Origin of the sequence: Aeromonas salmonicida subsp. salmonicida (assembly GCF_001643305.1) — a bacterium.
GTDB lineage: Bacteria > Pseudomonadota > Gammaproteobacteria > Enterobacterales > Aeromonadaceae > Aeromonas > Aeromonas salmonicida.
Genome location: NZ_LSGW01000118.1, coordinates 75,797 through 89,992, shown reverse-complemented (window position 1 = coordinate 89,992; position 14,196 = coordinate 75,797). Strand labels below are relative to the sequence as shown.

Annotated in this window: 11 protein-coding genes; 5 read left to right on the top strand and 6 right to left on the bottom strand. The window is 61.7% G+C overall.

All coding sequences use genetic code 11. The features are described 5' to 3' along the window. Window positions 1-875: 875 nt before the first annotated feature. Window positions 876-3,638 (top strand): magnesium-translocating P-type ATPase, encoded by a 2,763-nt coding sequence (gene mgtA, locus AXW79_RS21595; RefSeq protein ID WP_005319983.1) that lies wholly within the window; start codon window positions 876-878, stop codon window positions 3,636-3,638. Window positions 3,639-3,774: 136 nt separating this feature from the next. Here the strand turns inward: mgtA and AXW79_RS21590 are convergent, their stop codons facing one another. The 6 genes from AXW79_RS21590 to AXW79_RS21565 all read right to left on the bottom strand — a co-directional run bounded on the left by AXW79_RS21590 (window position 3,775) and on the right by AXW79_RS21565 (window position 9,075). After that, window positions 3,775-4,422: a LysE family translocator gene (locus AXW79_RS21590; RefSeq protein WP_005319980.1), complete on the bottom strand. Its 648-nt coding sequence runs from the start codon at window positions 4,420-4,422 to the stop codon at window positions 3,775-3,777. A gap of 116 nt (window positions 4,423-4,538) precedes the next feature. Then, window positions 4,539-5,357 carry an AraC family transcriptional regulator gene (locus AXW79_RS21585; protein WP_005319978.1) on the bottom strand — a complete coding sequence of 273 codons (819 nt, stop codon included), beginning with the start codon at window positions 5,355-5,357 and terminating at the stop codon, window positions 4,539-4,541. Window positions 5,358-5,425: 68 nt separating this feature from the next. Continuing rightward, entirely contained in the window at window positions 5,426-6,328 is a 903-nt protein-coding gene (rarD, locus tag AXW79_RS21580) for an EamA family transporter RarD (RefSeq protein ID WP_005319975.1), read from the bottom strand. Window positions 6,329-6,453: 125 nt separating this feature from the next. Continuing rightward, window positions 6,454-6,627: a hypothetical protein gene (locus tag AXW79_RS23380; RefSeq protein WP_005319972.1), complete on the bottom strand. Its 174-nt coding sequence runs from the start codon at window positions 6,625-6,627 to the stop codon at window positions 6,454-6,456. 125 nt (window positions 6,628-6,752) lie between these two features. After that, window positions 6,753-8,249 (bottom strand): aldehyde dehydrogenase, encoded by a 1,497-nt coding sequence (locus tag AXW79_RS21570; protein ID WP_005319969.1) that lies wholly within the window; start codon window positions 8,247-8,249, stop codon window positions 6,753-6,755. Between the two features lie 283 nt (window positions 8,250-8,532). Then, on the bottom strand, window positions 8,533-9,075 hold the full coding sequence (locus AXW79_RS21565; protein ID WP_005319966.1) for a cupin domain-containing protein: 543 nt from the start codon (window positions 9,073-9,075) through the stop codon (window positions 8,533-8,535). A gap of 173 nt (window positions 9,076-9,248) precedes the next feature. On the opposite strand from AXW79_RS21565, the gene AXW79_RS21560 reads away from it, so the two are divergent. The 4 genes from AXW79_RS21560 to ald all read left to right on the top strand — a co-directional run bounded on the left by AXW79_RS21560 (window position 9,249) and on the right by ald (window position 14,136). Then, window positions 9,249-10,580, top strand: coding sequence for an aspartate aminotransferase family protein (locus tag AXW79_RS21560; RefSeq protein ID WP_005319962.1), 1,332 nt, complete (start codon window positions 9,249-9,251; stop codon window positions 10,578-10,580). Between the two features lie 106 nt (window positions 10,581-10,686). Then, window positions 10,687-12,183 (top strand): CoA-acylating methylmalonate-semialdehyde dehydrogenase, encoded by a 1,497-nt coding sequence (locus AXW79_RS21555; RefSeq protein WP_005319959.1) that lies wholly within the window; start codon window positions 10,687-10,689, stop codon window positions 12,181-12,183. A gap of 85 nt (window positions 12,184-12,268) precedes the next feature. Then, window positions 12,269-13,024 carry a glutamine amidotransferase-related protein gene (locus AXW79_RS21550; RefSeq protein WP_005319956.1) on the top strand — a complete coding sequence of 252 codons (756 nt, stop codon included), beginning with the start codon at window positions 12,269-12,271 and terminating at the stop codon, window positions 13,022-13,024. Beyond that, window positions 13,021-14,136 (top strand): alanine dehydrogenase, encoded by a 1,116-nt coding sequence (gene ald, locus AXW79_RS21545; protein ID WP_005319953.1) that lies wholly within the window; start codon window positions 13,021-13,023, stop codon window positions 14,134-14,136. Before AXW79_RS21550 ends, ald begins: the two co-directional genes overlap by 4 nt. Window positions 14,137-14,196 lie beyond the last annotated feature (60 nt).

The window sequence follows — 14,196 nt, the reverse complement described above, 5'->3', positions numbered from 1 at the left end:
CAGAGTGCAGCATAGAGTGCAGCATCTATATGAGTCATCTTCGACTCTCACAACCGCTTAATCCCGGCCTTCATCAGGGATTGCCGTTGTAAATCTGGATTGTTCCGCTCACCTGCGAGCCATGCCGCTTCGCGATCCTGCAATTGAACGCTTCATCATGCGCCCCGGGTGCTGCCCGTCAGGGCCGCCACAGCGTCGGAACTGTGCATCCGTACCGTGGCCGGGAAGTGATCGAGCGTGAAATAACAAGATGGACAATACCATATTGAAAACAGATTAGTTTTCGATAGGACAGGTTGCGAAATAAAATAATTGACGTGATTGCTCAATATATTCCGGTCGTGGCAAAGGTTGCGCCGCAATATTTCCATGGGGCGCGGTTTTCTCCGTTATATTCACCCGCCCGGCATCGCTGACATTATTCCCTGCCCGGCATCCAGTTATTTCTAGCTGTTGTTATCCTTATTTCCTTTATGGGTGTATGCCGCCCTGGTGGCGGGATCACCGGACTCGTCCGCCGATAATACAGACCCGTGGGTCATGCTCGCCAACGACAGTGTATCTGGCTGTCAGTGGCCGCACCCGGCCCTCTCTCCACCCCACTCGGAGGATATCGTATGACCGAAGAGCCCAAGCCTCGACCCTCGGGGTCCACGCCTCCCCACGCCTGATCCCCTGCGGGTAACAGGATGCGGAGTCCTGATCCCTGATAGCCCCCTACCTGCTGGCAAGCTTGCCCGACAGACATACCGTCTGGCGGCAGCCATGCTGCGCCTGCGCCAACCGGGGGCCCATTGCCTGTCTCACATTAGAACTGACGCCTGGCCTGGCCCGCGACAGGGCCTTGCTGCAAGCGAAAATCAGGATAAAGAGTTATGAAGCAACAACATACCGCCAGCCGGCACAAGCAAAAGGGATTCGTCTCCCCGGGCCGTGCCAATGAGAAGCTCTCCTCTCGGGTGCTCGACGAGGCCGACAAGTCCCTCGAATACACCCTCACTGCCGTGCGCGGCAATATCGACGGCCTGACCTCGACCGAGGCGGCCAACCGTCTGGTCCAGTTCGGCCCCAACGAGGTGACCCACGACAAACCGCCCCATCCGCTGATCCAGCTGATGCAGGCGTTCAAGAACCCCTTCGTGATGGTGCTGATCGTGCTCGGGCTGGTCAGCTACGTGATGGACGTGCTGATGGCCGAGCCGGGTGACGAGGATTGGGTCAAAGTGATCATCCTCGGCGTCATGGTCAGCCTGAGCGGCCTGCTCCGCTTCTGGCAGGAGTACCGCTCGGCCAAGGCGGCCGAAACCCTCAAGTCGCTGATGCGCAACACCGCCACCGTGCTGCGCCACCCTTCGCCGGGAGCCCCTTCCCAGCGCAAGGAGGTGGCGATGGTCGAGCTGGTGGCCGGTGACATAGTGCACCTGCAGGCGGGGGACATGATCCCGGCCGACATCAAGCTGATCGAATCCCGCGATCTCTTCATCAGCCAGGCGGTGCTGACCGGCGAGGCCCTGCCGGTGGAGAAGTACGACACACTGGGAGCCGTGGCCGAGAAGTCGGCGGACGGCAGCAGCACGGGGGAGGTGGGTCTGCTCGACCTGCCCAACATCTGCTTCATGGGCACCAACGTGGTGAGCGGCACCGCCAAGGCGGTGGTGGTGGCGACCGGCAGCGACACCTACTTCGGTTCGCTGGCCCGCAACGTGGTGAGCCACAAGCGCATCGAAACCAGCTTCGATCGGGGTGTGAACAGTGTCACCCGGCTGCTGATCCGCTTCATGCTGGTGATGGTGCCCGTGGTCTTCATGCTGAGCGGCGTCAGCAGCGGTGACTGGATGTCGGCGCTCACCTTCGCGCTGGCGGTGGCGGTGGGGCTGACCCCGGAGATGCTGCCCATGATAGTCTCCGCCAACCTGGCGCGGGGCGCCGTGGCCATGGCCAAACGCAAGGTGGTGGTCAAGCGGCTCAACTCGGTGCAGAACTTTGGTGCCATGGACGTGCTCTGCACCGACAAGACGGGCACCCTGACCCAGGACAAGATCATCCTGGAGCACCACTACGACGTGCGCGGCAGCCGGGACGACAGGATCCTGCAGCTGGCCTGGCTCAACAGTTATCATCAGAGCGGCATGAAGAACCTGATGGACATAGCGGTGATCGAGCACGCCGATGTGCTGGGTGACAGCTGCAAGCCGAGCAACTACAGCAAGGTGGATGAGCTGCCGTTCGACTTCGTGCGTCGTCGCCTGTCGGTAATAGTGCAGGATGATCTGGGCCAGCAGCTGATGGTCTCCAAGGGGGCGGTCGAGGAGATGCTCTCCGTCTCCAGCCACATCGACGACGGCAAGCAGATCCGCGAGCTGGATGAGATTGAGCGCCGTGCCCTGCTGCGCCGCAGCGAGGAGTACAACGCCGACGGTTATCGGGTGCTGATAGTGGCGACCCGCGATATCCCGGCTGCCGAGTGCAAGCAGAGCTACCGGACCAGTGACGAGGCCGGACTGGTGGTGCGCGGCTTCCTCACTTTCTTCGATCCGCCCAAGGATTCAGCCGCCCCGGCCATCCGTGCGCTGAATGACTACGGCGTGGCGGTCAAGGTGCTGACCGGTGACAACCCCATCATCACCAGCAAGGTGTGTCGCGATGTGGGGCTGAATCCGGGGGTGCCGCTGCTCGGCAAGGATATAGAGGTGATGGACGACGTGGCCCTGTGCACAGTCGTCAAGCACACCACCATCTTCGCCAAGCTCACCCCGCTGCAGAAGTCGCGGGTGGTGAAGGCGTTACAGGCCAACGGCAACACGGTCGGTTTCCTCGGTGACGGCATCAATGACGCTCCGGCGCTGCGGGATGCGGACGTGGGAATTTCGGTGGACAGCGGTGCCGACATCGCCAAGGAGACGGCCGACATCATCTTGCTGGAGAAGAGCCTGATGGTGCTGGAAGAGGGAGTGGTCAAGGGACGCGAGACCTTCGGCAACATCCTCAAGTACCTCAACATGACTGCCAGCTCCAACTTCGGCAACGTCTTCTCGGTGCTGGTCGCCTCCGCCTGGCTGCCCTGGGCGCCCATGCTGGCGATGCAGATGCTGATCCAGAACCTGGTGTATGACGTCTCCCAGATGCTGCTGCCCTGGGACAAGATGGATCCCGAGTTCCTCAAGCGCCCGCGCAAGTGGGAAGCGAGCAACATCAAGCGCTTCATGCTGTGGCTCGGCCCGACCTCCTCGGTGTTCGACATCAGCACCTTCTGCCTGATGTGGTTCGTGTTCGGTGCCGGCGCCATGTATGCCACCGCCAACGGCAGCATGGATCCCCTGGTCAATGGTCAGGCCATCATGAACTCGGGCTGGTTCATCGAGGGGCTGGTCTCCCAGACCCTGGTGGTGCACATGCTGCGGACCCGCAAGATCCCCTTCCTGCAGAGCACGGCTACCCTGCCGGTGCTGTTGTCGACCTCCATCGTCATCGCCATCGGCTGCTACCTGCCGTTCTCGCCGCTGGCGGAGCACTTCGGCTTCATCACCCTTGAGGCGCCCAGGTACTTCATGTGGCTGGTGATCACCATGCTGGCCTACATGGGGCTGACCCAGGCGATCAAGACCATCTACATCAAGCGCCACGGTCAGTGGTTCTGACGGGATAAGCCTGTCATCAAGCACCACAGTCGGTGGTGCCCGGTGTGAACCAGATTGTCATGCGGATCTTTATTCGTGTGAACGCAAAGAGGGATGGCTCAGGCCATCCCTCTTTTTCATGGGGGGGGGGAGGAGATCAGTGCGGGACCAGGGCATAGGCCTCGCCAGCCATGCCGGTCAGGATGGAGAGGCTGACGGCGCCGAACAGCAGACCCGTGACCAGATTGAGTGGACGCTGGATCCGGCCAAGCAGGCGTTGGGCCCGCGGGGTGGAGAGGCTCCAGGCCAGCACGCCGAACCAGACCAGAGAGAGCAGGAACAGCTCCAGCACCAGCAGGCCGCGCGTCAGCCCGTCCACCTGCGGCGTCACCATGGCCGCCAGCAGTCCCATGAAGAACAGCAGCGCCTTGGGATTGAGCAGATTGGTGGCAAGCCCGCTCCCTATCCCCTTGCGCCAGCCCTGCTGCTCTCCGCCAGCCTTGAGGGCCAGTGTTGCCGAGCTGTGCCAGGCGGCCTTGAGCGCCCCCCAACCGAGCCAACCCAGATAGAGGGCGCCGACCACCTTCACCGCCATGAAGAGCCAGGGATGTTCGGCTATCAGCAGGCTGATGCCGGTCAGGCTGAGGGTGGCGTGCAGCAAGATGGCGAGTGCTATGCCGAGCGCCGCCCCCAGTGCCGTTGGCCTGTGCAGGCTGGTACGCAAGATCAGCGCGAAGTCCGGCCCAGGGCTCGCCAGTGCGATCAGGTGGATAAGACCTATGGTCAGAAACAGGCTGGTGAACATGGTGAAACCTCGATGACGGTATGAGGTGACAGCATGGGGGATCAGGGCGGGGAGGCGATTGTAAAAGATTGCATCTGCTGCCGGTCATCGACCGGGCTGGGCTGTCATGGCCCTGGCTAGCCGGGCTGGCCCGTAAAAGACTGCATCTGTTGGCGGTAATCGGCGGGAGTCAGCCCGAATGCCTGCCGGAAACCGTGGTGGAAGTGGCTCTGATCGAAGAAGCCGACCGCCAGCGCCACCTCGCTCACCGGCAGGCCGCTGCCGAGCAGGCGCTTGCCCTGCTCCAGTCTCAGTCGCTTGAGCCAGGCATAGGGGGTCATGCCTGTCTTTTTCTTGAACTGACGCAGGAAGGCGAAGCGATCCAGCCCGAACAGGGCGGCCAGATCCTCCAGGCTGTGGCGCTCATCCAGTCGGGCCAGCAGATAGTCGCGCAGGTATCTGAGTTGGGGGTCCGCCAGGGCGTGGCGCTCCGGCGCTATGTGCAGCAGCTCGCCGAGCAGGGCCAGCAGCTGACTCTCCGCCAGCAGGCCGTCCGCCTGGGGCGTGTCCAGGTACATGTGCAGCCGGGCGAAGCCCTGATAGAGGTCGGGACGGCTCTGTAAGCCCTTGTCGAAGAAAGGTTCGGGGCTGTCCGGCAGCCAGCGCGCCAGCTGTTCGGGTGCGATGGCAAACACCCGCACCTCGTACCCTTCCGGCAGCAGGCTGAGGCCGTCGTGCATCTCGTCCGGGTTGACGGTGGAGAGCTCGCCGCGCACCAGATTGTGGCTGCTGCCCTTGTGGATGAATTTCTGGCCGCCCTGCTGCACCAGACCTATGTGATAGTCCAGGTGAACGTGGCGGCCATAGCTGAACTCCCTGTGGTGGGAGTGGGAGAGTTCAACCCCCGGCAGCAGCCGGGATTGCCAGTAGTGGATGCGGGATTGGGGAGCGCTCATCGGCTATTGATAACCTGAAACCCGAATATTGGCTTGTAGATTATTGCAGTGTCGACGCGGCCATGCCGTCAACCCTGACTGGCAGCCCGGCGCCGCTTGCCGCTGCGCAGTCCGTCCAGGCTGAACAGCACAAGCGCACTCCAGATGCAGCCGAAGGTGATCAGCTTGTCCGGTGTCAGCGCTTCCCCGTACAAAGTCACCGCCAGTATGAACATCAGGCTGGGGCCTATGTACTGGAAGAAACCCAGGGTGGAGAGCTTGAGGCGGGTGGCAGCTGCGGTGAAGCAGAGCAGGGGCGCCGTGGTGACGGCTCCGGCGGCGATCAGCAGCAGGTTGAGGTGCCAGTCGTTCTCTGTCATATGGCTGGTGGGGCTGTCGGCAAATCCCCACAGGTAGATGGCGGCTGGCGGCAGCATGATCATGGTTTCGATCAGCAGGCCGGTGAGGGCATCGAGGGCCAGCTTCTTGCGAATGAGGCCGTAGATGGCAAAGCTCGAGGCCAGTACCAGGGCTATCCAGGGCAGGGAGCCGAAGGCGATGAGCTGGACGGTAACACCGATCACCGCCAGTCCCACGGCCCACCACTGCAGGCGACGCAGCTGTTCACTCAGGAACAGCATGCCGAGCAGCACGTTGAACAGCGGATTGATGTAGTAGCCGAGGCTCGCATCCAGCATGTGGCCGTTGTTGATGGCCCAGATAAAGAGCAGCCAGTTGCCGCCGACCGTGACCGAAGTGAAGGCCAGGGTCAGCAGCACTTTTGGCTGACGCAGCACGGCCTGCACCTTGTGCCACTGGCGCCCGAGCAGGGTCAGCACCATCAGCAGAACGCAGGACCAGATCATGCGGTGGGTCAGGATTTCGGCGGCCGGTACGGCGGAGAGGGTTTTGAAATAGATGGGGGCGAGACCCCAAAGGGTATAGGCGCACAAGGCATAGATGATGCCCTGACGCTGAACTTGTTGCTGCATGCGGATAACCTTCACTGGAGAGTCGGACGTTGGAAAACATCGCAAAAAATCAGTGTAGCGATCCTTTTGGAGGGAAAGAAGTGAATAAATGGTGATCGGCGGATTTTAGCGGTACGTTTCTCTGCTCAGCGGCCCCCGCCACGACGGATCTTCTCGACGTCCAGCAGCAACCACAGCATGAGTGCGATGGCGGAGATCCACGGACCCCAGATCACATAGGCCTCACCCTGCCCCAAGAGGTAGAACAGCAGGGGCAGTCCTATCACCAGAAACAGTACACTTCCCAGAAAAAATAGCATTTTTATCTTTATATTTAAGGGCTTGTCTAGTTGACGATTATATCGATTGAGGCGGGCGATGAAAGGGCAAAAATGAAAAAGGAGGATTTCTCCCCCTATTTCACGAATGAGCGTCATTTCTGATGCTATTCGAGCTGGATCCAGGTGCTTTTCAGCTCGGTGTACTTCTCCAGGGCGTGCAGTGACTTGTCGCGGCCGTTGCCGGATTGCTTGAAGCCGCCAAACGGCATCGTCATGTCGCCGCCATCCCAGTTGTTGACGAAGACGGTGCCGGCACGCAGGGCGCGGGAGCCCTTGATCGCCTTGTTGAGATCCGCCGTCCAGAGTGCTGCGGCCAGGCCGTAGTCGGTGTCGTTGCCAAGGGCGATCGCCTCTTCCAAGGTATCGAAGCCGGTTACCGCCAGCACAGGGCCGAAGATCTCCTCGCGGAAGATACGCATCTCGGGCGTCACCTCGTCGAAGATGGTGGGCTCGATGTAGAAGCCACCGCTCTCCATATTGGTGCGCTTGCCCCCCAGCAGCAGCTTGGCCCCTTCCTGCTGACCGATATCGATGTAGCGCAGCACCTGCTCCATCTGGATGCCATCGACCATGGCGCCGATGCGGGTGGCGGGATCGAGGGGGTTGGCCGCAATCCACTCACGCGCATGGGCCAGCAGCCGTTCCATAAATTTCGGCTTGATGCTGTTTTGCACCAGCAGGCGGGAGGCGGCGGTACACACCTCACCCTGGTTGTAGAAGATGGCGCCGGCGGCACTCTTGGCGGCGGCGTCCAGATCCGGCGCATCCGCCAGTATGATGTTGGGGCTCTTGCCACCACACTCCATAAAGGCGCGCTTGAGGTTGGACTTGCCGGAGCACTCCACCAGATGTTTGCCGATCTTGGTGGAGCCGGTGAAGGTGATGCAATCCACGTCCATGTGCATGGCCAGCGCCTCGCCCACTGTATGGCCAAAGCCCGGCAACACGTTGAAGACACCGTCAGGAATGCCCGCCTCTTTCGCGATCCCTGCGATGCGCAGGGCGGTGAGGGGGGATTTCTCGGAGGGCTTGAGGATGACCGAGTTGCCGGTGGCCAGTGCCGGGCCCAGCTTCCAGCAGGCCATCACCAGCGGGAAGTTCCAGGGGACTATGGCGGCGACCACGCCGAGGGCCTCTCGGGTCACCAGCGCCAGAGCGGACTCTTCCACCGGCGCGACCTGATCGTAGATCTTGTCGATGGCTTCGGCGTTCCAGGCGATGCAGTTGGCAGCGGCGGGGGCGTCATACCCCATGGCATCACCGATGGGCTTGCCCATGTCCAGCGACTCAAGCAGTGCCAGCTCCACCTTGTTGAGACGCATCAGGTCGGCGAAGCGCTGCATGATCAGCTTGCGCTGTTTCGGGGCCAACCCGCTCCAGCGTTTGTCATTGAAGGCGGCGCGGGCGGCCTGCACCGCCAGCTCGGCATCGGCGGCATCGCAGGCGGCGACCTTGGTCAGCAGCTTGCCGTTGGCCGGGTTGATGCAGTCGAAGGTGGCGCCATTGATGGCATCCCGGTAGCTGCCGTCGATGAAGGCTTGGGAGGGCAGGGTCAGATGGGCGGCCTTGTGTTGCCACTGGGCCAGGGTCAGGTCACTCATGTTCACTCCTTGAACCGGCAAAGAATTGGTATCCGCGTATCAATATGCTAAACATACTGCCGCTTGTAAATCCATCCTGTAACATTTTGTTAAACATTTGAGGCTGCTCCCGTCAGAAACTGGCCGGGATGCTTTGCCTGAGAGCAGCTCGAACACTGTTCAATGATGCTGCCTTGCGACTCTGTGTGGCCTTCGAGATCAGCCCGAACCCTGTCAAATGGCGATTTGGAAACTGGCCGGCGTGACTTGCCCGAGATCAGTCCGAACCCTGTCAAATGGCGGCTTAGAAACTGGCCGGCGTGTTGGCAGAGATCAGCACGCACTCCTGCTCGCCCACGTTGCGAAAACGGTGCGGCGTGCGGCTGTCGAAGTAGTAGCCATCACCCGGTGCCAGCTGGTGGATCTGCTCGCCAATGGTCACCTCGACCGTCCCCTGAATGACGATGCCGCACTCTTCCCCTTCGTGGCTCAGCATGTCGTCACCCGTGTCTGCGCCTGGCGGGAGTATCTCCTGCATCATGCCGATGGCACGGTTGGCGCGGCTGTGGCCCACCAGTCGGTAGCTGATGGGATGGGTGCCGAGATCCGGCATGTCGCTGGCGCGGAAGATTACCTCTGTCCCCATCTCTGTCTCTTCGGTGAAGAAGCTGGCCAGGGACATGGGAATGCCTTCGAGTACCTTGCGCAGTGAGGACACTGAGGGGCTCACCTGATTTTTCTCGATCTGGGAGATAAAACCGTTGGTCACACCGGAGCGTTTGGCCAGCTCGCGCTGGGAGAGGGCCGCCTTGGTGCGAACCGCCTTGAGGCGGTGACCGATATCCATCAATAGACACTCCTTGACTGTTTACTATTATTAAAATTGTGTTAAATATCTTATACCACCCCGGTCGGGGTGACACCAAGCAGGGCAACATTGAGCCCTTTTTTATGGATTCAGGTGTTTAATTTAATAGGCATAAGCCGATAGTTACTAAACACCTTAAGGATGAGGTGACCATGAAACCGATCAGCGACATCAATACGCCCTCCGACATGTCCGCCTTCTGGATGCCGTTCACCGCCAACCAGCAATTCAAGGCGGCGCCGCGCATCCTGAAGTCGGCAGAGGGGATGTATTATCACTCAGAGGATGGCCGCAAGATACTGGATGGCACTGCCGGGCTCTGGTGTTGCAACGCGGGCCATGGTCGCCGCGAGATCGCCGAGGCGGTTTCCCAGCAGATTTCCCACCTCGATTTTGCTCCTACCTTCCAGATGGGGCATCCCCTGCCGTTCGAGCTGGCCAACCAGCTGGTGGAGATAGCCCCCCAAGGGTTCGGCCACGTCTTCTATACCAACTCGGGTTCTGAATCTGTGGATACGGCGCTGAAAATAGCGCTGGCCTGGCAGCGGGCGAGGGGGCAGGGCACCCGTACCCGGCTGATTGGCCGCGAGCGTGGCTATCACGGGGTCGGTTTTGGCGGCATCTCTGTGGGGGGGATCCCCGGCAACCGCAAGTGGTTCGGCTCCCTGCTGACCGGAGTGGATCATCTGCCCCACACCCTCAATATTGCCAAGCATGCCTTCACCAGGGGATTGCCCGACGAAGACGTGACCCTGGCCGACGAGCTGGAGAAGATCGTCTTCCTGCACGATGCCAGCAACATAGCGGCTGTCATCGTCGAACCCATAGCCGGCAGTACCGGTGTCATCATGCCACCCAAGGGCTACCTCAAGCGGTTGCGGGAGATCTGCACCAAACAGGGCATTCTGCTGATCTTCGATGAGGTGATCACCGGCTTCGGTCGCCTCGGCTCCCCCTTCGCGGCACAGGAGTTCGATGTCATTCCCGACATGATCACCTGTGCCAAGGGGCTCACCAACGGCGCCATCCCCATGGGAGCCGTGATGGTGCGCAATGGCATCTATGACGACATGATGGCCGCCGGCAAGGGCGCCATCGAGCTGTTCCATGGCTACACCTACTCGGGTCATCCGGTGGCCGCCGCCGCCGCGCTGGCGACCCTCGACATCTATCGCAACGAGAACCTGCTTACCCGCGCCGCCGATCTGGCGGGCTACTGGGAAGAGGCGGCCCACTCCCTCAAGGGCTGCAAGCATGTGAAGGATGTGCGCAACTACGGTCTGGTGGCGGGTATCGAGCTGGAATCCATGCCCGATGCCCCTGGCAAGCGTGCCTATGAGGTGTTCGTACGCTGTTTCGAGAAGGGGGCCCTGGTGCGCGTGACAGGGGACATTATCGCCCTGTCGCCGCCGCTCATTATCGAGCGCAGTCAGATCGACGACCTCTTCACCCTGTTGCAGGATGTGTTGCAGACCCAGGACTGACCTTTTTAACCTTGTTTCATGGCGCCCGCGGCTTGTCGGGCGCCATCTCCCTGTGCCCGGCCCGTAGGCCCGCAGGGGAATGCGGATTACTCATCATGGAGGATATATGACATACAGGGTCAGCAACTTTATCGACGGCCAGCTGCAACAGAGTCACAGCGAGCGGTTTGGTGCCATCTTCAACCCGGCCACCGGCCAGCAGCAGGGGAGTGTGGCACTCGCCACCGCCGCCGAATGTGGCGAGGCCATCGCCGTGGCGGAGCGTGCTTTCACCGACTGGTCCCAGACACCGCCGCTGGTGCGTGCGCGCGTGCTGTTTCGCTTCAAAGAGCTGATGGAGCGTCACAGGGATGAGCTTGCGGAGCTCATCAGCCGCGAGCATGGCAAGGTTTTCTCCGATGCCCAGGGTGAGCTGACCCGGGGGCTGGAAGTGGTGGAGTTTGCCTGCGGCATTCCTCATCTGCTCAAGGGGGAGCACTCCCTCAATGTGGGTCGGGGGGTAGACAGCCATTCCATGATGCAGCCGGTGGGGGTGTGCGCCGGTATCACGCCGTTCAACTTTCCGGCCATGGTGCCGCTCTGGATGTTCCCGGTGGCCATCGCCTGCGGCAATACCTTTATTCTCAAGCCCTCCGAGAAGGATCCATCCCTCTCCCTGCGCATGGCCGAGCTGCTCAAGCAGGCCGGTTTGCCAGATGGTGTGCTCAACGTGGTCAACGGCGACAAGGAGGTGGTGGATGTGCTGCTGACCGATCCGCGGGTCGGCGCCGTCTCTTTCGTGGGTTCCACTCCCATCGCCGAATATATCTATGCCACTGCCTCGGCCCACGGCAAGCGGGTGCAGGCGTTGGGCGGCGCCAAGAACCACATGCTGGTGATGCCGGATGCGGATCTCGATCAGGCGGTCTCCGCCCTGATGGGGGCGGCTTATGGGGCGGCGGGCGAGCGCTGTATGGCCATTTCGGTCGCTGTGGTGGTGGGTGATGAGACCGCCGATGCACTGGTTGCCAAGCTGGCGCCGCTGGTGGAAACGCTACGGGTCGGGCCTGGCCTGGGTCAGGTACCGGAGAACGAGATGGGGCCTCTCATCAGCCGTGAGCATCTGGCCAAGGTGCGGAGTTATGTGGATCAGGGGGTGGCCGAGGGCGCCCTGCTGCGAGTAGATGGTCGCGGCGTGAGTCACGGGGAAGGCTACTTTATCGGTGGCAGCTTGTTTGACGAGGTAACCCCCGAGATGCGCATCTACCGAGAGGAGATTTTCGGCCCCGTGCTCGCCATAGTGCGGGCCCCGGATTACGAGACGGCGCTCGGGCTCATCAACCAGCACGAGTATGGCAATGGCACTGCCATCTTTACTTGCGACGGCGATACTGCGCGGGACTTCACTGCCAGGGTTCAGGTCGGTATGGTAGGGGTGAACGTCCCCATTCCCGTGCCCATGGCGTTTCACAGCTTTGGGGGTTGGAAACGGTCCATCTTCGGGCCGCTCAACATGCACGGGCCGGATGGGGTGCGCTTCTATACCCGGATGAAGACGGTAACGGCGCGCTGGCCACAGAGCCTGCGGGCCGGTGCCGAGTTCTCCATGCCGACCATGAAGTAAGCAACCATGCAGCAGCTAGTCCAGGCATGGCCCGGTGGTGAAACGCTGCCGGAGTGCCCCGCTATCCCTGTTGAAGGAGTAACAGATGCGACTGGGAATTCTCGATTGTGACCGGCTGGATCCCGATTTGGCGGATCATTTTGGCCCCGTTTACTCCGAGATGTTTATCAAGGGCTTTCGGGCGTTGGCCCCCGAGCTGGAGTTCAGGATCTGGTCGGCGCTCGATGGCGAGCTGCCGGACGATCTGCAAGAGTGTGATGCCTGGCTCATCACGGGTTCGCGGCACGATGCCTACAGCGATCTGCCCTGGATCCAGGCACTGCGCGCCTGGATCCGGCTGGCCCACGACGCCGATGTCAAGCTGGCCGGGGTCTGCTTCGGCCATCAGGTGATTGCGCAGGCGTTGGGGGGCGAGGTGGTGAAATCCACCAAGGGGTGGGGGCTGGGGGTCTCGGTTCACCCCATGCTGGCGACCGGATCCTGGATGCAGCCCGGGCTGGATCAGATCCGGATCCTGGCCAGCCATCAGGATCAGGTGGCCCTGTTGCCACCCGGTGCGACCCGGCTGGCTGGCAACGATTTTTGCCCCAACTTCATGTTCTTGCAGGGGGACCACATAGTCGCCATTCAGGGGCATCCGGAGTTTTCGGTGGAGTACAACCGGGCGCTGATCGAGCGGCGGCGGGACTTCTTGTCCGATGATCGTTATCAGAGCAGCCTCTCCTCGCTGGAGGGGGAGGTGGATTCGGCCACCATGATGCAGTGGTTGTTACAATTTTTGGGCATCCTGCCCGGTAGCGAAAGGGCGGCCGGCGGGATCACAGCAGGAGAGCGAGCATGATTATTGGCGTACCCAAGGAAATCAAAAACCATGAATACCGGGTCGGCATGACTCCCGCCGGAGTGCAGGAGCTGGCGGCCCGGGGACACAAGGTACTGGTGCAACAGCAGGGAGGCGAGGCGATCGGGCTGTCCGATGCCGAGTACCAGGCTGCCGGTGCTGAACTGGTGGCGAGTGCGGCTGAGATATTCGCCCGGGCCGAGATGATAGTGAAGGTGAAGGAGCCCCAGCCGGAGGAGTGTGAACTGCTGCGCCCCGGTCAGCTGCTCTTTACCTATCTGCACCTGGCGCCGGATCCGGTGCAGACCCAGCTGCTGGTCCACTCGGGGGCGGTGGCCATCGCCTACGAGACGGTGACCGACGAGCGTGGCGGTCTGCCGCTGCTGGCGCCCATGTCCGAGGTGGCGGGGCGGATGGCGATCCAGGCCGGCGCACACAGTCTGGAGAAGGCGCAGGGGGGCAATGGCACCCTGCTAGGTGGTGTGCCTGCGGTGGCCCCTGCCAAGGTAGTGGTGCTGGGGGGCGGTGTAGTGGGCGTCAACTCGGCGCGCATGGCGCTGGGTCTGGGGGCCGATGTCACCATTCTGGACCGTTCCCTGCCGCGTCTGCGGGAGCTGGACAGCCTCTATGGCCCGGCCCTCAAGACGCTTTACTCCACCCGCACCAATATCGAAGCCTGCATCGCCCAGGCGGATCTGGTGATCGGCGCCGTGCTGATCCCGGGAGCGGCGGCGCCCAGGCTGCTGACCCGCGACATGCTCAAGCTGATGCGCAAGGGCTCAGTGCTGGTGGACGTGGCCATCGATCAGGGCGGCTGCTTTGAAACCTCCCACCCCACTACCCATGAAGAGCCCACCTATGTGGTGGATGGCATCATTCACTACTGTGTGGCCAACATGCCGGGCGGTGTCGCACGCACCTCCACCTTCGCGCTGACCAATGCCACCTTGCCGTTCGTGCTGGCGCTGGCAGACAAGGGCTACGCCCAGGCGCTCAAGGATGACAAACACCTGCGGGCCGGCCTGAACGTGTTCAAGGGCAAGGTCACCCAGGCGGCGGTGGCCCAGGCGCTCGGCTATGAGTATGTCAGCGCCGAATCCGTGCTGGGCTGACTGCAGCGTGAAGCTGGCCGGCAAACGTCGAGCGGGCTCACAAACCCCGTGATTTCAGGG

Bases quoted from the DNA above. Each gene is read 5' to 3' on its own strand.
- mgtA (WP_005319983.1), top strand. From the start codon at position 876: ATGAAGCAACAACATACCGCCAGCCGGCACAAGCAAAAGGGATTCGTC.
- AXW79_RS21590 (WP_005319980.1), bottom strand. From the start codon at position 4,422: ATGTTCACCAGCCTGTTTCTGACCATAGGTCTTATCCACCTGATCGCA.
- AXW79_RS21585 (WP_005319978.1), bottom strand. From the start codon at position 5,357: ATGAGCGCTCCCCAATCCCGCATCCACTACTGGCAATCCCGGCTGCTG.
- rarD (WP_005319975.1), bottom strand. From the start codon at position 6,328: ATGCAGCAACAAGTTCAGCGTCAGGGCATCATCTATGCCTTGTGCGCC.
- AXW79_RS23380 (WP_005319972.1), bottom strand. From the start codon at position 6,627: ATGCTATTTTTTCTGGGAAGTGTACTGTTTCTGGTGATAGGACTGCCC.
- AXW79_RS21570 (WP_005319969.1), bottom strand. From the start codon at position 8,249: ATGAGTGACCTGACCCTGGCCCAGTGGCAACACAAGGCCGCCCATCTG.
- AXW79_RS21565 (WP_005319966.1), bottom strand. From the start codon at position 9,075: ATGGATATCGGTCACCGCCTCAAGGCGGTTCGCACCAAGGCGGCCCTC.
- AXW79_RS21560 (WP_005319962.1), top strand. From the start codon at position 9,249: ATGAAACCGATCAGCGACATCAATACGCCCTCCGACATGTCCGCCTTC.
- AXW79_RS21555 (WP_005319959.1), top strand. From the start codon at position 10,687: ATGACATACAGGGTCAGCAACTTTATCGACGGCCAGCTGCAACAGAGT.
- AXW79_RS21550 (WP_005319956.1), top strand. From the start codon at position 12,269: ATGCGACTGGGAATTCTCGATTGTGACCGGCTGGATCCCGATTTGGCG.
- ald (WP_005319953.1), top strand. From the start codon at position 13,021: ATGATTATTGGCGTACCCAAGGAAATCAAAAACCATGAATACCGGGTC.